General features: G+C 65.8%; 32 protein-coding genes. 25 read left to right on the plus strand and 7 right to left on the minus strand.

Translation table 11 applies throughout. The features are described 5' to 3' along the window. Nucleotides 1-151 precede the first annotated feature (151 nt). From Q5Z11_RS08130 to Q5Z11_RS08150, 5 genes are read right to left on the minus strand one after another with little or no spacing between them, the layout of a single operon-like run. Entirely contained in the window at nucleotides 152-313 is a 162-nt protein-coding gene (locus tag Q5Z11_RS08130) for a hypothetical protein (RefSeq protein ID WP_303749530.1), read from the minus strand. 60 nt (nucleotides 314-373) lie between these two features. Then, entirely contained in the window at nucleotides 374-610 is a 237-nt protein-coding gene (locus Q5Z11_RS08135; protein WP_303749531.1) for a TraR/DksA C4-type zinc finger protein, read from the minus strand. Continuing rightward, nucleotides 603-1,187, minus strand: a complete 585-nt coding sequence (locus Q5Z11_RS08140; RefSeq protein ID WP_303749532.1) for a hypothetical protein — start codon at nucleotides 1,185-1,187, stop codon at nucleotides 603-605. The genes Q5Z11_RS08135 and Q5Z11_RS08140 overlap by 8 nt, the downstream gene beginning before the upstream one ends. Further along, on the minus strand, nucleotides 1,184-1,348 hold the full coding sequence (locus tag Q5Z11_RS08145; protein ID WP_303749533.1) for a hypothetical protein: 165 nt from the start codon (nucleotides 1,346-1,348) through the stop codon (nucleotides 1,184-1,186). The genes Q5Z11_RS08140 and Q5Z11_RS08145 overlap by 4 nt, the downstream gene beginning before the upstream one ends. Beyond that, complete coding sequence (locus tag Q5Z11_RS08150) at nucleotides 1,349-1,657, minus strand: helix-turn-helix domain-containing protein (RefSeq protein WP_303749534.1); 309 nt, start codon at nucleotides 1,655-1,657, stop codon at nucleotides 1,349-1,351. 10 nt (nucleotides 1,658-1,667) lie between these two features. Between Q5Z11_RS08150 and Q5Z11_RS08155 the strand changes: the two genes are divergently transcribed. The 22 genes from Q5Z11_RS08155 to Q5Z11_RS08260 all read left to right on the plus strand — a co-directional run bounded on the left by Q5Z11_RS08155 (nucleotide 1,668) and on the right by Q5Z11_RS08260 (nucleotide 12,964). Then, nucleotides 1,668-2,321: a hypothetical protein gene (locus tag Q5Z11_RS08155; RefSeq protein ID WP_303749535.1), complete on the plus strand. Its 654-nt coding sequence runs from the start codon at nucleotides 1,668-1,670 to the stop codon at nucleotides 2,319-2,321. Next, on the plus strand, nucleotides 2,275-2,601 hold the full coding sequence (locus Q5Z11_RS08160) for a hypothetical protein (protein WP_303749536.1): 327 nt from the start codon (nucleotides 2,275-2,277) through the stop codon (nucleotides 2,599-2,601). The genes Q5Z11_RS08155 and Q5Z11_RS08160 overlap by 47 nt, the downstream gene beginning before the upstream one ends. A gap of 262 nt (nucleotides 2,602-2,863) precedes the next feature. After that, nucleotides 2,864-3,082, plus strand: coding sequence for a hypothetical protein (locus Q5Z11_RS08165; RefSeq protein WP_303749537.1), 219 nt, complete (start codon nucleotides 2,864-2,866; stop codon nucleotides 3,080-3,082). Further along, a complete protein-coding gene (locus Q5Z11_RS08170; RefSeq protein WP_303749538.1) occupies nucleotides 3,079-3,408 on the plus strand; it encodes a hypothetical protein in 330 nt (109 codons plus the stop codon). Before Q5Z11_RS08165 ends, Q5Z11_RS08170 begins: the two co-directional genes overlap by 4 nt. Then, a complete protein-coding gene (locus Q5Z11_RS08175) occupies nucleotides 3,405-3,692 on the plus strand; it encodes a hypothetical protein (protein WP_303749539.1) in 288 nt (95 codons plus the stop codon). The genes Q5Z11_RS08170 and Q5Z11_RS08175 overlap by 4 nt, the downstream gene beginning before the upstream one ends. Before the next feature lie 13 nt (nucleotides 3,693-3,705). Beyond that, complete coding sequence (locus Q5Z11_RS08180; protein ID WP_303749540.1) at nucleotides 3,706-3,945, plus strand: hypothetical protein; 240 nt, start codon at nucleotides 3,706-3,708, stop codon at nucleotides 3,943-3,945. A gap of 64 nt (nucleotides 3,946-4,009) precedes the next feature. Then, entirely contained in the window at nucleotides 4,010-4,291 is a 282-nt protein-coding gene (locus Q5Z11_RS08185; protein ID WP_303749541.1) for a hypothetical protein, read from the plus strand. After that, entirely contained in the window at nucleotides 4,288-4,644 is a 357-nt protein-coding gene (locus tag Q5Z11_RS08190; protein ID WP_303749542.1) for a hypothetical protein, read from the plus strand. Before Q5Z11_RS08185 ends, Q5Z11_RS08190 begins: the two co-directional genes overlap by 4 nt. Next, entirely contained in the window at nucleotides 4,641-4,892 is a 252-nt protein-coding gene (locus Q5Z11_RS08195; RefSeq protein ID WP_303749543.1) for an ATP-binding protein, read from the plus strand. The genes Q5Z11_RS08190 and Q5Z11_RS08195 overlap by 4 nt, the downstream gene beginning before the upstream one ends. Then, nucleotides 4,889-5,215 (plus strand): hypothetical protein, encoded by a 327-nt coding sequence (locus tag Q5Z11_RS08200; protein WP_303749544.1) that lies wholly within the window; start codon nucleotides 4,889-4,891, stop codon nucleotides 5,213-5,215. Before Q5Z11_RS08195 ends, Q5Z11_RS08200 begins: the two co-directional genes overlap by 4 nt. Next, nucleotides 5,212-5,496 (plus strand): hypothetical protein, encoded by a 285-nt coding sequence (locus tag Q5Z11_RS08205; protein ID WP_303749545.1) that lies wholly within the window; start codon nucleotides 5,212-5,214, stop codon nucleotides 5,494-5,496. The genes Q5Z11_RS08200 and Q5Z11_RS08205 overlap by 4 nt, the downstream gene beginning before the upstream one ends. Then, entirely contained in the window at nucleotides 5,493-6,116 is a 624-nt protein-coding gene (locus Q5Z11_RS08210) for a hypothetical protein (RefSeq protein ID WP_303749546.1), read from the plus strand. The genes Q5Z11_RS08205 and Q5Z11_RS08210 overlap by 4 nt, the downstream gene beginning before the upstream one ends. 12 nt (nucleotides 6,117-6,128) lie before the next feature. Further along, nucleotides 6,129-6,740 (plus strand): hypothetical protein, encoded by a 612-nt coding sequence (locus Q5Z11_RS08215; RefSeq protein WP_303749547.1) that lies wholly within the window; start codon nucleotides 6,129-6,131, stop codon nucleotides 6,738-6,740. Nucleotides 6,741-6,947: 207 nt separating this feature from the next. Next, a complete protein-coding gene (locus Q5Z11_RS08220) occupies nucleotides 6,948-7,265 on the plus strand; it encodes a hypothetical protein (protein WP_303749548.1) in 318 nt (105 codons plus the stop codon). Between the two features lie 48 nt (nucleotides 7,266-7,313). Next, entirely contained in the window at nucleotides 7,314-7,496 is a 183-nt protein-coding gene (locus tag Q5Z11_RS08225) for a hypothetical protein (RefSeq protein WP_303749549.1), read from the plus strand. A 76-nt stretch (nucleotides 7,497-7,572) separates the two neighbouring features. After that, nucleotides 7,573-9,666, plus strand: coding sequence for a ParB/RepB/Spo0J family partition protein (locus tag Q5Z11_RS08230; RefSeq protein ID WP_303749550.1), 2,094 nt, complete (start codon nucleotides 7,573-7,575; stop codon nucleotides 9,664-9,666). Next, entirely contained in the window at nucleotides 9,666-10,067 is a 402-nt protein-coding gene (locus tag Q5Z11_RS08235) for a MazG-like family protein (RefSeq protein ID WP_303749551.1), read from the plus strand. Before Q5Z11_RS08230 ends, Q5Z11_RS08235 begins: the two co-directional genes overlap by 1 nt. A gap of 237 nt (nucleotides 10,068-10,304) precedes the next feature. Next, on the plus strand, nucleotides 10,305-10,643 hold the full coding sequence (locus Q5Z11_RS08240) for a hypothetical protein (protein ID WP_303749552.1): 339 nt from the start codon (nucleotides 10,305-10,307) through the stop codon (nucleotides 10,641-10,643). After that, complete coding sequence (locus tag Q5Z11_RS08245) at nucleotides 10,640-11,314, plus strand: hypothetical protein (RefSeq protein ID WP_303749553.1); 675 nt, start codon at nucleotides 10,640-10,642, stop codon at nucleotides 11,312-11,314. The genes Q5Z11_RS08240 and Q5Z11_RS08245 overlap by 4 nt, the downstream gene beginning before the upstream one ends. Continuing rightward, nucleotides 11,311-11,511 (plus strand): hypothetical protein, encoded by a 201-nt coding sequence (locus tag Q5Z11_RS08250; protein ID WP_303749554.1) that lies wholly within the window; start codon nucleotides 11,311-11,313, stop codon nucleotides 11,509-11,511. The genes Q5Z11_RS08245 and Q5Z11_RS08250 overlap by 4 nt, the downstream gene beginning before the upstream one ends. A 35-nt stretch (nucleotides 11,512-11,546) precedes the next feature. Continuing rightward, nucleotides 11,547-11,747 (plus strand): hypothetical protein, encoded by a 201-nt coding sequence (locus Q5Z11_RS08255; RefSeq protein WP_405051685.1) that lies wholly within the window; start codon nucleotides 11,547-11,549, stop codon nucleotides 11,745-11,747. Beyond that, nucleotides 11,747-12,964, plus strand: coding sequence for a site-specific integrase (locus Q5Z11_RS08260; protein ID WP_303749556.1), 1,218 nt, complete (start codon nucleotides 11,747-11,749; stop codon nucleotides 12,962-12,964). The genes Q5Z11_RS08255 and Q5Z11_RS08260 overlap by 1 nt, the downstream gene beginning before the upstream one ends. A 313-nt stretch (nucleotides 12,965-13,277) precedes the next feature. Here Q5Z11_RS08260 and Q5Z11_RS08265 read toward each other — a convergent pair whose 3' ends face one another. Then, on the minus strand, nucleotides 13,278-13,940 hold the full coding sequence (locus tag Q5Z11_RS08265) for an energy transducer TonB (protein WP_303749557.1): 663 nt from the start codon (nucleotides 13,938-13,940) through the stop codon (nucleotides 13,278-13,280). A 397-nt stretch (nucleotides 13,941-14,337) separates the two neighbouring features. Next, entirely contained in the window at nucleotides 14,338-15,075 is a 738-nt protein-coding gene (locus Q5Z11_RS08270) for an SIMPL domain-containing protein (RefSeq protein ID WP_303749558.1), read from the minus strand. Nucleotides 15,076-15,206: 131 nt separating this feature from the next. Here Q5Z11_RS08270 and Q5Z11_RS08275 point away from each other — a divergent pair, with 131 nt between their 5' ends. The 3 genes from Q5Z11_RS08275 to Q5Z11_RS08285 are packed head-to-tail and all read left to right on the plus strand — an operon-like array spanning nucleotide 15,207 to nucleotide 21,160. Continuing rightward, nucleotides 15,207-15,803 carry a Maf family nucleotide pyrophosphatase gene (locus tag Q5Z11_RS08275; RefSeq protein ID WP_303749559.1) on the plus strand — a complete coding sequence of 199 codons (597 nt, stop codon included), beginning with the start codon at nucleotides 15,207-15,209 and terminating at the stop codon, nucleotides 15,801-15,803. A 5-nt stretch (nucleotides 15,804-15,808) separates the two neighbouring features. Further along, on the plus strand, nucleotides 15,809-17,299 hold the full coding sequence (rng, locus tag Q5Z11_RS08280; protein WP_303749560.1) for a ribonuclease G: 1,491 nt from the start codon (nucleotides 15,809-15,811) through the stop codon (nucleotides 17,297-17,299). Between the two features lie 39 nt (nucleotides 17,300-17,338). Further along, a complete protein-coding gene (locus tag Q5Z11_RS08285; RefSeq protein ID WP_303749561.1) occupies nucleotides 17,339-21,160 on the plus strand; it encodes a YhdP family protein in 3,822 nt (1,273 codons plus the stop codon). Nucleotides 21,161-21,191: the final 31 nt, after the last annotated feature.

A 21,191-nucleotide genomic window follows, 5' to 3' on the forward strand; every position in this document is an offset into this window, starting at 1 on the left:
ACGCGAAGATACTCGGCGTTGCGATCGCGACAGGAGCGCGGCGCACCGCACCCCTTCTCGCATCCGGTTGGAAGTTTCGCGATCGCATCCGCCCACTGCTCTAGGGGCAGTTTGGAGATCGCCATCGCATAGTGTGCGCAGCACCACAGACTCATTCGCGCACCTTCAGCGCGAGCGCCAGTTCGCCCTGGCGTCGCTGCGATGCCTCGGCCTCGCGGCGAAACCGCTCTCGCTCGGCGAGAGCCTCTTCCGTCGTCATTGCTGGCCCGCTGGTGTCGTAGAGGACGGCGAGCGCCGCGGCGATGCCGCGCATCGACGCTGCGTTCGCGGGTTTGAAGCAGCGGCGTCGGGCGGGCTGCATACGCGACCAGCCTCACCGCTGCCTTGCCCACGGGGCGAAGTGGGCATTGCGCCGCTGGTGCTCTTCTTCGCATTCGTCGCAGCGCTGCGCGCCTTGCGCCGTGCGTTCGGGGCGGATGGGCTCGCCGCAATCCAGACGCTCGCAGTGTGTGCGGCCGGCTCGCGCGTGTTGGTGCGCCTGGTGGCGCTTGATCGAATCCTGCACGTGCTCGTCGTTGAACGTCTGCAGGTGGTCCATTGCGTCAGGCATGCGTCCGGTCCCCTTCCGGCATGAGAGCGGTGACCGAACGGCGCACGGACAGCACGGCGCTGATCAGGTCATCCGACTTATTGAGGATCTGCAGCGCGTGCTTCAGATCCGCTTCGTTGATCTGGCCGTCCGCCATCGCCGGCGCGATCGCCCCGAGCAGTTCGCCGAACTCGGTGCTGAGCTCGCCGACGGTGCTGATGGCGTTGCTGCTACCGTCATCGATTCGGACGCACAGGTGGCCACGGCGTCGAGCGAGATCGCGCTCGCAGTCGGAGCGGTATGGCTCGGGCAGCGCGCATACCCATGCGTCTTCGAGGTCGGCCGGAAGAACCTTTACGGTGCCGTCCATGTAGCGGCGGAGGACCTGGCCGTTGTCTTTCATGGCGCGACAGAGGGCGTCGCCCTCACCCAAGCGCAGCTTCACTTGGCGAACATCCGGGGCGACCATCGCGTGATATCGCTCTGCCACCGCCATCGCGAACGAGTTAGCGTTCGTCGCGGTCTCGTCCAGCATGCGCCGGGTATAGCCGAAGATGACCGACTGGCGCGGCGGCAGATATTGAGGCCCGCGCTTCATGCGAACCCCCGCCGACATGCGAGACCATGCGGGCCATGTTCGATCCCACCCACCTCCGATTCACCGCCCTGCACGCGTTCGATATCGAAAGCGGCCGCGGCCGCGTCCTTGCCGTCATGTTCCAGCTGGCGCCGGGCGCCGCCGGTGTAGAGCGCGGACATTCAGGCCGCCTCCGCGGGGCGGACCCGCTTCGTATAGCTGGTCACGACCCCGGCGGCGTCCCGATGCCACTCCAGGTCCGGAAGCAACTGCTCTACGGTGACAAGGCCGAGCGCGGCGGCCCGCTCGGCGGCGGCCGGCGACTCGGCCACGACGGCGGAGACGGCGCGCTCGATGGCGATCGCCGTGTCCTCGTCGAACCCGTTTTGCAGCCAGTGGTGGACGTGGCCGGAGGCCGGCTTGCCCTTGACCCTGCGGGCGAGCTCGGTTTGGGTGCCGCAGATGGCGATGGCGCGCTGTAATGCGTTCACGGGGGCCCAAATGCAAGAAAACTTGCGACAAGCTACCGCAAACTTTTTTGCGGCGCAAGGCTGCAAGATCCCTTGTATGCAGTTAGGTCATATCGTCGCCGGATTGATGAAGCAGGAGGGCCTGAGCCTGGCCGCCGTAGCTGAACGCGTGCGCGCCCAGGGCGCCTCGAACGTGAAGCACCAGCACATTCAACAGTTGATCGAGTTCCCGAATAGGCGCCCGCGGTACCTGCCGGAACTGGCCAAGGCCTTTGGCTACACAGTCGAGCAGCTGATGGCGTGGAAGCCGGGCGACAAGCCTGGACATTTTCAGCAGGAAAGCGTCGTGCTCGGCGCGATGTCTCACGACATGCGAAGTGGACTTGAGAGGATGGCCTCCGCGGTCAAGTTGCTTCAGTACATCGTGGAGATCCAGCACGGGCCGCCCGAGGCGCTCCACGACCCCTACCTTCTAACCATCGCTTACGAGATCGTCTCGGAGGCCGGAGAAGTCGTCACTGATAGCAACCTGATCGAGTTCAGCAGGCGGTTCGCCGCCAGACAACGCGAGCGGGAGAACAGTGATGGCACTCAGCGAAAATCGACTTCGGGAACTGGCGGGGATGATCTCGGCGCGCATGGACGAACTGCGTCCGCCGGCGGAAAGGGCAAAGCCTCAGCTTAGGGTCGTCACCACACCCAAGGCCACCATCTACGACTCGATCACGCGCGAGTGCATCCTCAAGCGCGTGCGCTTCCTGCGGGATCGCTGGCAGATGCATTGCCTGGTCGACCAGGCGACGTTCAACGTCCCCAATCTTGACTGCCTCGAGGACGCGGACCTCGCCGCGCTCCTACACGACATGGAACGGGCGCGAGAATGCCGGGGCGAGGGCATTGACTGGGAAGAGGCTGGCCTGATCCGGTCCGTGGCCAGGCACGTACCCCTGGATTCGTTCGACTGAGGACGGGCTTTTCGCGCATCTGGGCCCGATTTCGGGCCCAGGGCACCCCCAATTCAACCCCTGCCAAGCCCCGTTTATCGGGGCTTGCGGCTTTTTGCGGCATTGCCGCAAGAAAACTTGTTGACTTGCCCGCAAGTTTTCTTGCAGTATCGCGCTCGCCCCCTCCGCGGGGGTGGCGGCCGGCAGGCCACCAGCTGGCTCCCCTCCAGCGGCTCTCCCCCTGGGCCAACCTGCCGGCCGCCTTCCTTCACCAGGAGGCGCCATGTCGCATCTGCTGCAGAACCACCTCGGCCTGGTCGTGATCGCAGTGCTGATCGCGCTGGGCTTCATCGCCGTGGTGCTTTCGCTCGCTTTCGGCTGGGCACGCCAGCGTGCTGAGCGGCTGGAACACGCGCAGCGCTCGATCGACGCGATTCGCTGGCCCGGCACGGCAGACACCTATCGCAACGCCCGTGCCGAGATGCGGAGTGGGCCGCGATGAGCAGTCCTTCGATTCTCATCCATACGCTGCAGCGTTTCCCGCTGCGCTTCACCTTCACGCCTGCGTGGGACTCGATCAGCGCGTCGCTGTACGTGCGCCCAACCAACGCCGACCGGAAGATCGGAATCGAGACCGGCAGACAGCCGGTTTTCGTCGCCGGCCATCCAGCGCAGAGGATTCGGCTCACCGAACCCGACGACACGGGTGACGACTGGGCAGTGTGGCTCGCCGGCACCGCGTTCGATATCGATGCCAAGACGCACGCTCGGCTGAAGGCGTGGATCGCCGACACCTTCACTTCCAAGGACGGAGAAGCGCCGCGATGATCATGCACGACATCCCTCCGTCCCAGCGGCTTACGCACGATGCGTGCGGACACACCGCACACCTGATCGAGACACGCGGGCGCGTGCAGATCGATCCGCGCCTCTTCGGGAAACCGGCGAGGCAGTACCACGTCGAATGCACCCACTGTGGTGTCGCGACGCCGCCCGTCTACTCCCAGCGCATCGCCGAGCACCTGTGGGGCCTCGGTGAGACGGCGCTGATCCCGCTCACCCAGCTGCCCGCACTCCGCATTGCTGCGGAGCGCTCGCTGCTGGCCGCCTGAAGGAGAGCTAGCCATGCAGCTGATGCAGTTCGCGCCACCCACCGCCGTCCGCGCCGCACCTACACGCGCCGACGACGCCGAGGTCACCAAGGCAGTGCGCCGCTACGCCCACGCCATTGGTTGCGATGCCAGCAACACCCAGGCGGCGATCGCCTGGTCGCTGCGCTCGCCGGGCCACACGCTGCAGGCCATCCGCGAAGGGCGCCGTCGTGCCGAGCAGCTGCGTGGCCGCCAGAAACCAGCCCCCGCCTGAGCGGCATAACCGCTGCTCACCTTGCCCGGCGGACCAGCCGGGTCTTTTTTCCGTCGAGGTCACCATGTCCGACAAGCACAACCTTCCGCCGCTTCAGCGCCAGGCGCTGTTGTCGATGCTCGCAGATCCAGAGCGGGCGCTCACCCGCGTACCAGGTGGCTTCTACTGCCCGGCCAACCGTCCCCACCCGGTGTTCACCGGGCGCACCGTCAAGGCGATGGAGCGCGATGGCCTGGTGAAGCTCGATGCGCCGCTCTGCACGACGCGAGTGGACTTCACCGAGGAAGGCCTCGCGATCGCGACGCAGATGCACGAGGCCGATCAGGCGCGGGCTGGTGCGGCATGAGCGCCTACGCCCCGGTTCGCCGCATGCTCGCGCCGGAAGCTATGCCGCAGCGCGATGCAGAAGGATGGGTGCAGCATCCCGACCTGGATCTACTCGTCGCAGATGGGCCTGAAGGCGCAGACCTCCCGCTGGACGCCGACAAGCTGAAGGCCGCGGGCTACGAAGCCTGCTATATCGGCCTCGAGCATGACCAGCATGAGGGGCAGGATGCCTATGACGACTACTTCGAGCGTGGCGGCAACGCTTCACGCTGGGAGCCGCGCCCACCGATAGGAAAAGGATGGCGAGTCGTTGCCATATACGACACCGAGGATGGCCCTTACGCGATGTTCGTGAAGGCGGTGATCGGATGAACAAGTCCGTCATCGTCTTCGGGCCTGCCGGCTGCGGCAAAACGACCAACGCAGCGCGCCTTGCCCAGCATTTCGGGTTGACCAAGATCGCCGACGACGCAGACCTCACCAGGCCGCCGACCCATCGCGGCTGGGAGGTCGACACCCTGTACCTAGTGCAGGAACGTCCTACGTGGGCACCTGAAGAAGCGCGACGCGTCCTCGAATTCTGCGATGCGATGGCACTCGCGAAGGCGGGTACGGCATGAAAGGGCGCGATATCAAGAAGTGCTGCCGCTGCGGATGCGGCGTGGCCAAGCACGGCATCGTGTTCTACACGTTGCGCCTGCAGCAGTGGGGACTGAACCCTCGCGGCATCGAGGAGACGCACGGCCTCGAGGAGTTCTTCGGTGGTGGTGCGGCTGGCGCTGCGCTGGCAGGAATCATGGGCACGGATCCCGACATCGCCGTGCCACTGAGCGAGCCAGGCGCGGATTTGTGGGTTTGCGCCGAATGCGCCATCACGCCGATGTCGTTGCTCGGATTCCTGCAGGACGTCATCGAGCCCGAACAGCGCGAGGACGCGGCATGAAGCTCCCGCCGATCAACTGGCCGATCTACTGCATCGCCTTCTTCTACTGGCTGATCGAAACATCCGCCTTCGGCTGGAACTGGGCGCCTGGGTCGCCGGCGGAAGTGCTCGCCGATGGCATTGCATTCGTGCTCTTCGCGATGGCTCTGGCGTTTCCACCGAAAGCGCAACCGGCGATGCGCATCCGCCGCATCGTTGGGGCCAACGGAGAGCAGAAGGGCCTCTTCATCGTCGTGGACGCCGGAATCCAGATCCATGAAGCCGAGGATCTGCGGGCATGAGCACTGCCAAACAGAACGGAGCCAAGCGCACCGGTCGTGCCGCCCTTGTGCGCGATTTCCTCGGCCGCCAGCGCACGGCGAAAACCGCCCGCGAGATCCTCGACGCTGTGGAGCCTGGCGGAAACATCAACCTGATGACCGCCACGCTCGGTACGTTGTTGCGCGGCGGCGCGGTGGAAAAGCATGGCGCTGGCCTGGGTCAGGTGCGTTGGCTGATAGCGCGTTATCCCCAGCGATCGCAGACGGAAACGGCACGCCCAGCGAAAAGGATCTCGGTCGATACGCGCGCGGCGCCGATGCCGCGGTCGGTACCCAATAAGGCAGCGTCGACGTCGCAGTCGAAAGCCTCGAAAACCATCGTCCAGCCCACGCGCGCACCGAATCGCGAGCAGAAGACGAACTTCACCGCCCCCTTGAGCACTGTCGCGGCGCCGGCCAAGCCCAGCACGACGGCGGGCTTCGAGAGTGTAGACGACTTCTTGCGACGCGGCGGCCGCATCCAGGTACTGCGTGCCGGCGAGTGCTCGCAGCCGCTTCGATACGACCACTCGCATCACGACGAACAGCGCGCCAAGGGGCGCGCCACCCAGCAACGCAACCGCGCTGCCAAGCGCGCCTGAAGGAGACCTCGCATGTCCGATTATCAGCAACTCAGCGGCCCGGATTTCCTGGACGCCGTCGCCCAGGCCGAGGCTGCCAACGGCCTCACCGTGAACGCGGCCGAATACAGCCGTCGCGCCGACCAGTGGAAGGACGATCTCAAGGCGCTGGAGCTCGCGCAGTCCCTGGTGGACACACACCAGCGCGCCATCGCCAATATTCGCCGCAATGCTGCCCACGCTTACGACCTGATCTCCCGCGTGCGCCCGGACTCCGAGCACCTGGATCTGTACGAACAGGTCCGCGTGACGCTTTCCGCGATCGGTGACGTTCGCTTCGGCCCCACTGCGTGGGGCGATCACACCGATCCCTTCGGGCGGAATCCCCGCCTGACGCCTATGCCCGGCGACCGCTACTACCTGCCGGTGGAAGTCGCGGCCGCGGCATACAAGGACAACGGGCTGTCGATTACCTACCGGCCGATGCTGCGCAACGCGGCCGGCACGCTCGAGCCGAAGAAGGAGCACCACTTCGTCGTACTCGGATGTCCGACCTGGTCACACGACGCGATCGGCGTGGTGGCATCCCCGCGACTCGCGTTCGAGGCCTGCCCGTTGAGCGAAACGCTCGCCGAGGCGGCCTGACATGCGCACTGTCACCGTCAAAAAGGCACGGAACGTGGGCAAATCCGAGCCATCCGTGCGCCGCTGCCGCCGGTGCGGATGCACCGACCTGCAGGCTTGCGCCGGGGGCTGCTGGTGGGTCGGGCCGGACCTGTGCAGCAGCTGCGAGAAGAAGCCTGCGCTAGCACCGAGCAGCCGCGGCGCCGTCACGCCTACGGATCGGCGCGCATGAACGTGCGCGCCATCGCCGGCCGGGCGCTCTTCAGCGACCGCATCGAGATCCAGTTCCGCCAGCGCACAGACACCGGCCTGTACGCCGTACGCCTGACCTGGCAACACGTCGTCGACGGCAGCGAAGCGGCCAGCACGCAGTCCTTGGATCTCGCCGCAGCCCAGGAACTCATGGATTCGCCGTGGCAGTGCGGGTTGCGGCCGAGCGAAGGCTCCGGCTCCGCGGGCGCGCTCGCTGCAACCGAGCGCCACCTCGCCGACCTCCGGCAGATCGCTTTCCACTTCATGGAGCAGCCCGACCAGGGTCGTTCCTGACTTCGCACGCCACCGCGATCCCAGTGTGGCAACCACCAGGAGCAACAGATGAAGCAGTTCAAGTACGAGATCGGCCAGACCGTGACGAATGCAACCAGCGGCGAAAGCGGCGAGGTCGTGGGGCGCGCCGAGTACCAGCACGCCGAAAGCACCTACTACGTCCGACACCGCGCTGCCGACGGCCGTGCCGTCAAGGCCTGGTGGGACGAGAGCGAAATCCAGGCCGACTGATTCGGCGCCGCCCTACGCGACGGGCCCGGACCACGAGTCCGGGCCTCCGTGACCGCCTACCACTGACGAGGAATTCATGAACGCACAACCCGCCATCATCCAAGTGCCGCTCTCGCAGCTGCGCCTCTCACCGCGTAACGCCCGCAAGACCGGAGGCCAGGACATCGAAGGCCTCGCAGCCTCGATCGCAGCACACAATCTGCTGCAGAACTTGACCGTCACGCCTGGCGCGAACGACAACGAATACCAGGTCGTCGCCGGCGGCCGCCGCCTCGCCGCAATGCAGCTGCTGCGCGACCGTGGTCAGCTGGACTCGGAGTTCAGTGTCCCGTGCAAGCTGATCACCGACGACGGCGTCGCCCTGGAGGCCAGCACCGCCGAGAACACGCTGCGCGAGGCAATGCACCCGGCCGACCAGTTCGATGCGTTCAAGGACATGGTCGACGCGAAGAAGTCCATCCCCGACATCGCCGCCCACTTCGGCGTTACGGAACTGGTGGTCAAGCAGCGACTGAAGCTGGCGAACGTCGCGCCCAAGCTGGTGCAGGTGTACCGCGACGGCGGCATGGATCTCGAGCAGCTGCAGGCGCTGGCGCTGACCGATGACAAGAAGCTGCAGGAGAAGGTGTGGTTCGGTGCCAAGAACGATTTGAACCGCAGCGCCCGCGACATCCGCCACGCCATCACGACCAGCGAGGTCCGTGGCGATTCCACGATTGCCCGCTTCGTCGGCCTCGACGCCTACGAGGCAGCCGGTGGGCCGGTGCGCCGCGATCTCTTCTCCACCCGCGGCGAGGTGTTCCTCGGCGACAAGGCACTGTTGGACAAGCTCGCCCTGGACAAGCTCGAAGCGATCGCGCAGTCCGAGCGCGACGCCGGATGGTCCTGGGCTGAAGCGCATCTCGGCCTCGACTACGACAAGCTGGCCGCGTTCCCGCATTTCGGTGTGGGGCCGAAGCGGCAGAAGCCCACCGCAGAAGATAAGGAACGCATCGCCGTCCTCGATGCACGCTTGGCCGAAATCACCAAGCTGATCGACGAGGACGACGAAAGCGACACGCTCGACGCCGATGGGCGCGAGGCGCTCGAGGATGAGGCCAACGACATCAACACGGAGCGCCACGCGATCGCCGAAGGCCGCGAGGTGTGGCCAGCCGAGGTAATGGCGAAGGCCGGCGTGGTCGTCTGCATCGGCTACAGCGGCCTGCAGGTTGAGCGCGGTCGCCTGTGCCCCGGCCAGAAGGCGACGGCCTCCGGTGCGGTGACCGGTTCCGCGAAGGACGAAAAGAAGGAGCCGGCGAAGAAGGTGACGCTCAGCCAGGACATGGTCACGCGCCTGGAAATGCATCGCGCGGCCGCGATTCGCGAGCACGTCGCTGCGCGCCCCGCGCTGGCGTTGCAGCTGCTGCTCACACACCTGCTGACCAAGCTCTTCACCGACAGCTACGCCGAGTCGGTGCTGAGCTTGACACCCACCAACCAGCACAAGGAGGCGCGCAGTCAGATCGAGTCGAAGTTCCAGGACCTCGGCAAGGCCGCTGCGCGCAAGGCGATCGACGAGCGCATCGCCAACTGGAAAAAGGTAGGGCTCCCAGGGAAGGCGTCGGAGATCTTCGGCTGGGTCGGCAAGCTCGACCAGGCGAAGCAGCTGGAACTGCTTGCGCTGGCCACCGCACTCACCGTCAGCACCAACAGCGGCCACCGCGGTCAGGCCCTGGCCGAGACGTTCGAGGTAGACATGACCGCCTGGTGGACGCCGAGTGCGGATTCGTTTGTCTCGCTGGTACCGAAGAGCCTGCTGGCTGAGGCGGTGGCGGACGTCGACGGCAAGGCGGCTGGCGAGGCCGTCCTGGCCATGAAGAAGGACGCTGCGATGGCGGATGCGGCCAAGCGCCTGCAAGGCAAGGGATGGCTTCCTAAGCCGCTGCGCGGCGCAGGCTTCCAGCTGCGGAAGGGAGCCAATCTCGTCCAGACATCGGGCGATGCCGACGCGCTGAAGCAGAGCAACGGCAGGCGCTTTGATGTCGTCAAAACGCCGGCGAAACCGGCGGCGAAGAAGGCAGCCAAGAAGAAGACGGCGAAGAGCGCGAGCACGCCAAGCGCTAAGGCGTCGGCGAAGAAGCCTGCTAAGAAGGCTGCAAAAGCGGCGCCGAAGAAGGGGGCCAAGTGATGGGCTATCTGACCAACGGCCTCACTTTCAACGCGCTGCGCGGCGCCAACTGCGCCAGGCTTCCCGAGTTCAAGAATGCCAGGGGCGAACCCGCACACAGCGAGCCGGACGGATCCGACTGGCCGCTGTCGGCCTGGTCGAACGCCGTGCTCGGCGAACTCGGCGAGGCCGCCAACATCATCAAGAAGGTCGAGCGCGGCGACCTCACGCTCGATGAGGCCCGGCCCGCGCTGGCGAAGGAGTTTGCCGACTTCGCGACCTATCTGGACATCCTGGCATTCCGCGCCGGCGTCGATCTCGGCCGCGCAACGATCGCCACGTTCAACGAGGTAAGCGATCGCGTCGGCAGCCGCGTGTACCTGACTGAGGATGACTGGCACTACCGGGACGGGCAGCGATGAGCATGCATCCCACTTCTATCGCATCCCGTTGCCTTGCCGTGCTTCAGGAGGGTCCGGCCACAACCGCAGAGATCGCGCTCGAGGTTGGCATCTCATCCCACAGCGCCGGCACCCACATGCGGAATCTGTGGGAAAGAAAGAAGGTCGCGAAGGGCGAGTTCGCGCAAGGCAAGGCGCCATTCCGTGGGAAGAAGCCTGTTTGCCTTTGGTCGCTGCCACCGCAGCAGGAGGCACTCAATGCATGATCTCAAAGCGCTGGCTGCGTTAACTGCGTTGAATGAGATGTTCGCCGGCACTCACTTCAGCATCTGCACGATCGACAAGGTTGCGACGTTGCTCGGCGTGCATCCGGAGCGTGACGCTTACGACACGCTGCACGCGCTGCACTGTGTCCACTGGAACAAGATGCCACGCGAGTTGCGCGATCGCGTGCCGGAGCTCATCCAGCAAGCGCTCGGCAACGGCACGGCGCCGTTCCAGTTCGAACTCAAGCAGCCGGGCAACAACGCGCTGCAGGTCCTGGATCAAAGCAAGCACACGAGGCGGCCGCTGCTGCAGCGTCTGATCCACCGATGAACGAATTCCGGCCTCAGTTCACCGGCTTCGCGCCGTCCATCGAAACCGCCACGCCATCAGCGGCGCGGCATCCATCGGAGCACTCCACCATGTCCATCATTTCCGAGAATGCTGAGCGCGTCCTGGAACTGATCAAGAACAACGGCGGGGCGATGACCGGCGAGCAGCTACGCATCGAGCTCGACGATCTCAGTCCTGCAGATCGCCGCAATGCCGTCGCCCGGTTGCGCTCTGAAGGTCGCCTCACGTCGACCGGCGCGACGACCTTGATCCAGTACCACCTGCCAGGGAAGAAGGCAGGCAAGTTGGCGGCCGCGCAATCCCCGTCGCCAACGCCAGCGGTGACGCGAGCCATCGCATCAGCGTCGACGCAGCCGCCCGACCAGTTCGAGGTGGCCGAGCGCATGGCGGAAGAACGTCTCGCTGCGCGAAACGGCGATGGCGCCGCCCTGATTGCTGGCGTTGACGTGGATCCTGGCGGCGTCTCATCTCAGGTTTATCTTTCGGTCCCACTGCTTGCTGGCGCGACACCGGAACTACAACTCATGGCGGTGCTGGACCATGTCGCCGACCGCATGGCGCAACAGCACTGGGGCCGTGGCATCGAGCCGGCAGAGCTCGCGCGGGCGACTGCGTGGCTGGCCAGTAAGTACCAGGCGCTGCCGGCATGAAGATCGCCGGCGTGCCGGCCAAGAAGCCGGACCTGCTCCGCGAGGCTATTCGTAGGATGGACGACGCCAAGCTCGGCCAGCTGATCACCGAGCTCGCCTTCAGCACCAGGCTCGAGCAATCGGCGCTGCACTTCGCTCGAGGTGAGCAGCGCCGGCGGACGCGTCAGGCCAAGAAGGCGGCGAAGGCGGTCCCGTGATCGGAGAGATCCTCCAGTTCGAGGACCTGCAGCGGATGTGCCGGCCGAACCCGGAAGGTCCGCTGCCGCGCCTAGCCACGGTGGTGCGCTGGGCGGAGGACCAGGGAATCCGGTACAAATACGACGGCCAGGGCGGGATCTGGACCACCCTGGACGCGGTGAACGCCGCCCTCGGCGTAGCCGCGGCGAACGACTCCACCCCGTACGACCCCACCGACCTGTTTGGCAGGAAGTGATGGCACCAGCAGGCAGAAAACGAAAGCCGGATCCGACGATCCCGCGCCACATCGACCAGTCGAAGATCCCGACCGGCCTGTACTGGGATGGCCGCAAGGGCGGCTGCTGGTACGTGTTTGACCGCAAGCCGGGCGAACGCCCCAAGCGCAAGAATGTGGCCACCAGGACCGCGACGCTTGCAGATCTGCACCTCATCGCTGAGGCCCGCGCTGGCAAGGCCAGCAGCAAGGTGATGCGCGGTCTCGCCGAAGCATTCGAGGACAGCGACCAGTTCAGGAAGCTCAGCCAGAACTCGCGCGATGACTATTCCTATTGCAAGGCCGTCGTGCTCGACTTCAAGTTTCCCAACGGCGGCCGCTTTGGGGACCTGGTCACGAAGCGCATCACGCGGCCGGTGGTGCAGGGCCTGATCGATAGCCTCGCCGCCGGCACTGAGCGCGACAGCGCCGGCTCGCTTATCCCGACGCCGAGCAAGGCAGCGCACGTCCAGCGCTACCTACGCCGGCTCTTCCGGTGGGGCGAGAACCGCGGCTACAACGACATGAATCCAGCTGACGGCGTCGAACTCCCCACCGAGCGCAAGCGCCGGCGCCTACCCGACAAGGACATTCTGCAGGACCTGATCAAGTTCGCCCGCGCCAACGCCGGCGGCCGCGGTCAGGAGGGCAGCGTGGCGCCGTACCTGTGGGCGATGATCGTGATCGGCTACCGCTGCCGCTTGCGGCCTATCGAGGTCCGCACGCTCACCGACGCCAACGCCTTGAAGGAAGGCATCCAGACCAATCGGCGCAAGGGCAGCCGCGACAACATCACCGAGTGGTCGCCCGAGCTCCGCGAGGCGTGGGACTACCTGGTCGCTCGCCGCAAGGCCATATGGGAAGACGAGAAGAGCACCAAGAAGGGCCGCCCAGCGAATAGGCGACCCGTGCCATTCCGCGCGGAGGACCGCCACCTGGTCGTCAACCACGTCGGCGAGCCGCTGCTGAAGAGCACCTTCAATTCCGCCTGGCGGCGCCTGCTCGACAGCGCGGTCAAGGCCGAAGTCATGAGCGACGATCACCGCTTCGGCGCCCACGACCTGAAGCGCCGCGGTATCACGGACACGCCTGGCACCCGCGGCGAGAAGCAGCAGGCCAGCGGGCACAAGAACGAGGCAATGCTGGACGTCTACGACTACAGTGTCCCGCTGGTCAAACCGGCCGGGGACGGTACGTAAAATCTCAACTCGCACCCGAGCGGCATCAATCACTTACGAACGGCAAAGACGTAAATCGATTACCCCTAAGTTACTGATTACAAACAACTGTAGGATTGACTGTTAATCAGGGGGTCGTTGGTTCGAGTCCAACTTCGGGCGCCAAGATTTGATTGAAGACCCGCATCGCGAGATGCGGGTCTTTTTTTTGCCTGTTGTTCAAGCTGCTGCTGATCGAACCGCGGCAGGGCGGCGTACGTCACGCGAACGAACCTTCGGCGTGCGGCTCGTGGCAGCGCCGTAAAGCACTGCCATGAGTGGTGCCCGGAACTGTTCAGCCAAGTTTGAAGTCGACCGGAATCAGGCCGTAGGCCTGTACCGGATGGCCGCCATCGGTTGCCGGTTGGAACTTCCAGCGACGCAGCACCTGGTTGCGTGCGGCGGTGTCGAGGCTGCGGTTGCCGCTGCTGTGCTCGACGCTGACTTCCAGTGGCGAACCATCCACGTCCACCAGCACCCGCAACGTCACCGTGCCCTGTGCACCTGCGATCAGCGCGTCACGCGGATAGCTGGGGGCCGGCGCGTTGAGGTAGCGCAGCTGTACACCTTGTAGCGGCGTCGATGGACCCACTGGATCGATGGACGGCAGGGTGTCGACGGCCGGCGCCACATCAACCGGTGCGCTGATCACCGCCTCGGTAGCGAAGATCGGCATCGGCGCGTTGTCCACCGGAGCGGCCAGTGCCGGTTGCCGCGGTGGTGAAGGTGTGCGCGTTACTGGTACATCGACCGGTGGCAGTGGCGGGTTGGGGACGATGGGTTTGACGTCAGGGACCTGCCAACGTGCTTCACGCGCCTCTCGCTGGATCGGCACCTGTGACAGCGGAATCAGCAGCAGCGCGAGGGCAAGGGCGTGCAGTGCCAGGGCAGTGCTGTAGGCAAGGATGCGCGAGGGTTCTACGTGCAGGGACGGACTGCTTTGTTGCGTGCGGACCATGTACCACCTCCATGCGTGGGCGTGTGACAGAGAACAACGCGCGATGACACGGGACGGGGTTGCTCGACTGTGTCCCGTAGCTGCAGTGCGCCTTTTATTCACGCGTTCGGCAAGCGGGGCGGTCGTTCCTGGTCAGCTGGCGGACAGCTTGAGGGGGCAGGCCGGCGGTTGTAGGAGCGGCGTAAGCCGCGAAGCAGATGGATCCGAAGATGGCACAGCTGCCAATGGCTTCATTGGTGTCAGCTTCGCGGCTTACGCCGCTCCTACAGACGAGGGCGGAATTGTGGAGGTCCGTTGGCGAGCAGCCCCGGATGCGCTGGGCTACCGGTCGGCGAGCTGCTTGGCCAAAACAAAACGGCGCCCGAAGGCGCCGTTCTTACTACAGCCACCGGCTGGTTCAGCGGCCCAGCTCGAACACCACGTCGAGGTTGACCGACACGGTGGTTTCGCCCGGCGACACCGCAGTGTCCATTTCCGCCTTGGCGCTGCGGCCGGCGGCCATGGCCATCATCGGCATCGGGCGGAAGCCGCCCTGGCTGCCTTCGGAAATGCTGACGATGCGGCGCACGCGCAGACCCAGCGACTTGGCATAGGTTTCGGCGCGGGCCTGGGCCTTCTTCAGCGCGGCCAGGCGGGCTTCGTCGTAGACCGGCTCGGGCTGGTCGATCTCGAAGCTGGGGCCATTGATCTGGTTTGCGCCCTGCGCGGCCAGGCTGTCCAGCACCTTGCCCAGTTTGGTGATGTCGCGCACCTTCAGGCTGACGGTGTTGTTGGCCTGGTAGCCGGTGATCTTCGGCGCCTCGTTCTCGGCATAGCGGTACTGCGGGCTGAGGTTGATGCCGCTGGTCTGGATGTCGCGCTCGGCGATGCCGGCGGCCTTGATCGCAGCCATCACCTTGTCCATCTGCACGGCGTTGTCGCGCATGGCGGTGTTGCCATCGGCTGCCTGGGTGACCACGCCGGCGGACAGCGTGGCCACGTCCGGAACCCGGTGTGCTTCGGCCTGGGCGGACACATTGAGCAGGGTAGCGTCGCTGGCCACGACGGTGGGCACGGTTTGGGCGTGGGCGGTCATCGAGGCTCCCAGGGCGAGTGACAGGGACAGCAGCAGTGGAGCAAGGGCAGTACGGCGCATGGTGATCCTCCTTGGATGGATCGTGAAAGTGACTACAGGGCGATGAACGGGTGGTGAGCCGGCTCGGGGTTGCGGTGACTTTGACGTCTTTGCCGATCATTCAGCTAGCCGCCGCAGGTTATGCTTCCGCGATGCTTTATCTTGCCTCCCGCTCCCCCCACCGCAACGAACTCCTTTCCCGCCTCGACGTGCCATTCCGGGCGTTGGATCTGGACGTGCCTGAAGTGCGGGCGGAAGGTGAACCCGCCGAAGCCTACGTGCGGCGGGTAGCCTTGGACAAGGCGCAGGCTGGTCTGGCCCTGGTGGCCGACGATCCGCAGGCGGTGGTACTGGGCTCGGATACCGAGGTGGTGCTGGGTGACCGGGTCTATGGCAAGCCGGCCGATGCCGCCGACGCGGCAGCCATGCTGGCCTCGTTGGCCGGGCGCACGCACCGGGTGATCACCGTGGTGGCCCTGGCCGCCGCCGGCCGACATGTGCTGGAAACGGTGATCTCGGAAGTGAGCTTCGCGCCGATGAGCGCGGCGCAGATCGAGGCCTACGTCGCCACCGGTGAGCCGATGGGCAAGGCTGGCGGCTATGCCATCCAGGGCGGGGCGGAGCGTTTCATCAGTCATTTGGCGGGCAGCTACTCCGGGGTGATGGGGCTGCCGCTGCAGCAGACCGCCGTGTTGCTGGCGGCCTTTGCCGCCGGCGCGGCCGACGATTCCATGGACAAGGGGGAGTGAAGGACGTGTCCGAAGAGATCCTGGTCAATGTCACCCCGCGCGAAACCCGCGTGGCAGTGATTGAAAACGGCATGTTGCAGGAACTGCATATCGAGCGCGGTTGGCGCCGTGGCGTGGTCGGCAACATCTACAAGGGCAAGGTGCAGCGGGTGATGCCGGGCATGCAGGCCGCGTTCGTCGAGGTGGGGCTGGACCGCGCTGCGTTCCTGCATGCCAACGACGTGGTGCGTCCGGCACCGGTGGCGGCCGATACCGACGAAACCGCGCCCAGCCTGCCGTTGCCGTCCTCGGTGCCGATCGTGGAGTTGCTGCGCGACGGCCAGGACGTGGTGGTGCAGGTGGTCAAGGACCCGATCAGCACCAAGGGCGCGCGCCTGACCACGCAGATCAGCATTCCCTCGCGTTACCTGGTGCTGCTGCCGCAGTCGAAGATGGTCGGCGTCTCGGCGCGCATCGAGGATGAAGGCGAGCGCGCGCGGCTGAAATCGCTGGTCACCGAGATCTCGGCGCAGCACGGCGGCTACGGCTACATCGTGCGCACCAATGCCGAGGGCCAGCCGGCCGAGGCACTGGCCGAAGATATTTCCTATCTGTCGCGGGTATGGGCGGTGGTGGAACGGCGTGGTCGCGAAGCGCCGCCGTGCAGCATCATCTATGAAGACCTGAGCCTGCCGCTGCGTTCGGTACGCGACCTGATCCGCAAGGACGTGGACAAGGTCAAGGTCGACTCCAAGGAGACCTTCACCCAGCTGCAGGCCTTCGTCGCCAAATACATGCCGGTGCTGGGCGAGAAGCTGGAGCTGTATACCGGCGACCGTCCGATCTTCGACATGTTCGGGGTCGAGGACGAGATCGTCCGCGCCTTGAACAAGCAGGTGCCGCTCAAGTCCGGTGGCTACCTGGTCATCGACCAGACCGAGGCGATGACCACCATCGACGTCAACACCGGTTCCTTCGTCGGCCAGCGCAATCTGGAAGAAACCGTGTTCCGCACCAACCTGGAGGCGGCGCAGACGGTGGCGCGGCAGCTGCGGCTGCGCAACCTGGGCGGCATCATCATCATCGACTTCATCGACATGGATGACGCCGAGCATCGCCGCCAGGTGCTGCGCACGCTGGAAAAGGCGCTTGCGCGCGACCACGCCAAGACCACGGTGTATGACTTCTCGCCGCTGGGTCTGGTCGAAATGACCCGCAAGCGCACCGTCGAGAGCCTGGAAAGGCAGCTGTCGGAAACCTGCCCGCAGTGCAGTGGCCGCGGCAGCATCAAAACCGCCGAAACCGTAACTTATGAGATCTTCCGCGAGATCACCCGTGCCGTGCGTCAGTTCGAGGCCGCGCGCCTGCTGGTGATTGCATCGAGCAAAGTGGTCGCGCGCATCACCGACGAAGAGTCGGCAGCGGTGGCCGAGCTGGAGGAGTTCCTCGGCAAGAGCATCCGCTTCCAGGCGGATGATCAGTACCTGCAGGAGCAGTTCGATGTTGTACTGCTCTGAACGAGCTCACTTCGCGGCACGGAAGCACGAAGTGAGCTGATGACCACGCTGTTGCGCCACCGCCTACGCCGCTTCCGTCGCTACGCCTTGATGGCATTGGCGATCGCGTTGGTGTGCGTGGCGCTGCTGGTTGGCACGGTCAGCCAGCTGTTGCCGATGGTCGAGGCGCATCCGGACAAGGTTGCGGCGTGGCTCAGCGAGCGCGCCGGGCAACCGGTGGCGTTTGACCGCCTGGACACGCGCTGGACCCGGCGCGGCCCGTTGCTGCAGCTCGATGGCTTGCGGGTTGGCCAGGGCGAAGGTGTACGCATTGGCCAGGCGGAAGTGCTGGTGGCGGTGTACTCGGGCCTGCTGCCCGGCGCGCCGCTGACCGAACTGCGCCTGCGTGGGCTGGCACTGACCCTGCAACGTGCCGATGACGGCCGTTGGTCGGTGCGTGGCCTGCCCGAGTCCAAGACCGGCGGCGATCCACTGGACACCCTGCGCCGACTCGGCGAGCTGCAGGTGATTGGCGGGCAACTGCAGGTGCAGGCGCCATCGATTGGTCTGCAGACCCATATTCCGCGTATCGACCTGCGCCTGCGCGTGGACGGTGAGCGTCTGCGGGTAGGTGCCAAGGGTTGGATAGATACGAATGCTGCGCCGGTCACCGCCGTGCTGGATTTCCAGCGCCAGCGCGGTGACGGGCAGGCCTGGTTCTCGGCCGATCCGGCCGAACTGGGTGCATGGTCTTCGCTGCTGAGGTTTGCCGGGGTGCAGTTGCGGCAAGGCAGGGGCGAACTGCAGAGCTGGGTACAGCTGCAGGACAACCGGGTGGTGGCGGTCAGCGCCGAAGGCGAGCTGGACGATGTACAGCTTGCCGGCGCGCCGTTGCCGGACGCCGCCGCCGCACCTACCGTGGCTTTCAGCAAGTTGCAGCTGCGCGCGCGCTGGAAGGCGATCGATGGCGGTTGGCGACTGGATGCCCCCCGCCTGCGGATCGCGGGCGACGGCAGCACGCAGGCGCTGGATGGGCTGTTGCTGGCCGGCGGCAAGCATTTCGCGGTGCAGGGCAAGCAGCTTGATGCCGGCCCGCTGCTGCAGGTGTTGGCGCTCAGTGATCGGCTGGAGCCCAGCCTGCGACGCTGGCTGCACCGCTCGCAGCCGTCCCTGCGCTTTGCCGATATCAGTTTGGTTGGCGCTGCCGACGGCCCGTTGCGGGCAAGCGGCGAGTTGCTGGATGCAAGTTTCGCAGCGGTTGGCGGCAGCCCGGGTTTGAGTGGCCTGCGTGGTCATTTTGAGGGTGATGCGCAGGCGTTCTCGCTGGGCCTGAAGCCGGACCATGTGGTGCGTTTTGACTGGCCGACCGGCTTTGGCGTGTTGCATGAGCTGCAGCTCTCCGGTGACCTGGTCGGCTGGCGCGAGGGCGACGGCTGGCAGGTAGGTACGCCAGCGCTGCGCGTGCAGGGCCAGAACTACGCGGCGGACGTGCGCGGCGGGCTGTGGTTCCAGGGTGATGGAACGCGACCGTGGATCAATCTGGCAGCCAAGATCGACGATGTGCCGATGACCGCTGCCAAGCAGTTCTGGGTGCGCTCGAACATGAGCGAGGCGGCAGTGAAGTGGCTGGATGCGGCGCTGGTCGATGGCACCTTGCGCGGTGGTACCGGCCTGGCGGTGGGCGATCTGGATGATTGGCCCTTCGTTGGCAACAACGGCCGCTTCGAGGCGGGCGGGCACATCGACGATGGTTCGATCCGCTTCCAGCAGGATTGGCCGCTGATGCAGCACGTCAACGCCGACATCAACTTCATCGGCGGCGGTTTTGATTTGACTGGCCGCGGCGAGCTGGCCGGGGTCAAGGTGGATCACCTGCGCGCCGGCATTGCCAGCTTCGCCGAATCCAAGCTGGTGGTGCAGGCCAACACCGTCGACGAGAGTGCGCGCCTGCTGGCGATGCTGCGGCAGAGTCCGTTGCAGGCCAGCTATGGCGACACCCTGGACAACCTCAGCGTGGCCGGCCCTGCCGCGGTCAATTTCGATCTGCTGTTGCCGCTGCACCACGATGGCGGCGGGCACCTGCTGGGTGATGTTGATCTGCGCGGCGTACGCATGGCCGACAAACGCTGGGACCTGCAGTTCGAGGGCGTGCGCGGCAAGGCCGCGTACAGCAGTGATGGCTTCGATGCGCCGGCGTTGCAGGTGCGGCATCAGGAACGCGACGGCATGCTGGCGCTGCGCGCTGGCAAACCAGTGAAGGATCCGGCGCATGCATTCGAAGCCGAGCTCAGCGCCGATCTGGACGCAGGCAAACTGCTGGATCGCGCGCCCGAACTGGCTTGGCTCAAGCCGTATGTGCATGGCACCTCGGCGTGGACGGTCGGTGTCAGCCTGCCCAAGGTTGCTACCGGCATGTCCAACAATGCACCAACCCTGCTGACACTGCGCTCGGATCTGCAGGGCACGCGTCTGCAGCTGCCGGCGCCCTTGAACAAGCCGGCCGCCGATGCCCTGGCCACTACCGTGCAGGCTGCCTTGCCGATGGGCGCGGGGCGTATCGATGTTTCGTTCGGCAAGCTGATGGCCCTGGCTGCGCGCAGCCAGAATGGCAAGACCGGCGTGCAGGTCACCATGGGCAGCGATACCGTCGATCACGAACCGCCGGCCGATGGGCTGGTGGTCAATGGACGCACGCCGTCGCTGGACGCACTGGAGTGGATCACCCTGGCGCGCGGGGACGGCAACGACGGCGGCGATGGCGGTGTTGCGCTGAAACAAGTGGACGTTCTGGCTGACCAGCTGTTGATGGTGGGCGGACGCTTCGCGCAGACCCGCCTGCAGCTGCGGCCCGGTGCCGATGCGGTCGCCGTGCAACTGGATGGCCCGGCGCTGGCAGGCAATCTGCGCGTACCGACCGCCGAGGGCGGCACCGTCAGCGGGCAGCTGGCGCGGGTGTACTGGCAGGCCGCCAAGGCGGCAACCGCGGAGTCCAGCGACACCCCGGCAGAGCCGATCAACCCGGCCAAGATCCCGCCGTTGGCACTGGATATCGAAGACCTGCAGTTCGCCACGGTCAAGCTCGGCCAGACCCGTCTGCGCACGCGTCCGACCGGTGACGGCCTGCAGGTACAGGAACTGGCAATCCGCGCGCCGAAGCAGGTCATCGATGTGCACGGTGAGTGGCGTGGCATGGGCGCGCAGGCGCGTACCCAGGCGACGGCGCAGGTAGAGAGTGAAGACCTGGGCGATCTGCTGCAGCGTCTGGGCTATGCCGGGCAGCTGCGTGGCGGCCAGGGCAAGGTGAACCTGCAGGCCGGCTGGCAGGGCGGGCCGATGGCATTCAACATGGCCAGCCTGCAGGGCGGCATGGACATGAACCTGCGCAACGGCCAGCTGCTGGAAGTGGAACCCGGCGCTGGCCGCGTTCTGGGCTTGCTCAGCGTGGCGCAGCTGCCAAGGCGCCTGCTGTTCGACTTCCGTGACCTGTTCTCCAAAGGCCTGGCGTTCAACCACGTCGAAGGTGCGATGCGCTTTGGCAACGGACAGGCCAGCACCGACAAGATTGCCATCGAGTCGCCGGCGGCCGAGATCACCATCCGTGGCCAGGCCGATCTGGTCGCACAGCAGTTCAACCAGACCATCGATGTGAACCCGCGCTCGGGCAACCTGCTGACGGTGGTCGGTGCGGTGGCCGGTGGCCCGGTCGGCGCGGCGGTCGGTGCGGCCGCCAACGCGGTGCTGGGCAAGCCACTGGGCGAGATCGGCTCCAAGACCTATAAGGTGACCGGACCCTGGAAAGATCCCAAGGTCGAGGTGCTGGACCGTGACGCTGCCCGCATGCCGCCGCCAGCGGTTACCCCGGGCGCGTCCAGCGGCCCCTGAATCAGTGCAGGCTTGCATGAAGGCGGGCCTG

This window comes from Stenotrophomonas sp. 610A2 (genome assembly GCF_030549615.1).
Taxonomy (GTDB): domain Bacteria; phylum Pseudomonadota; class Gammaproteobacteria; order Xanthomonadales; family Xanthomonadaceae; genus Stenotrophomonas; species Stenotrophomonas pigmentata.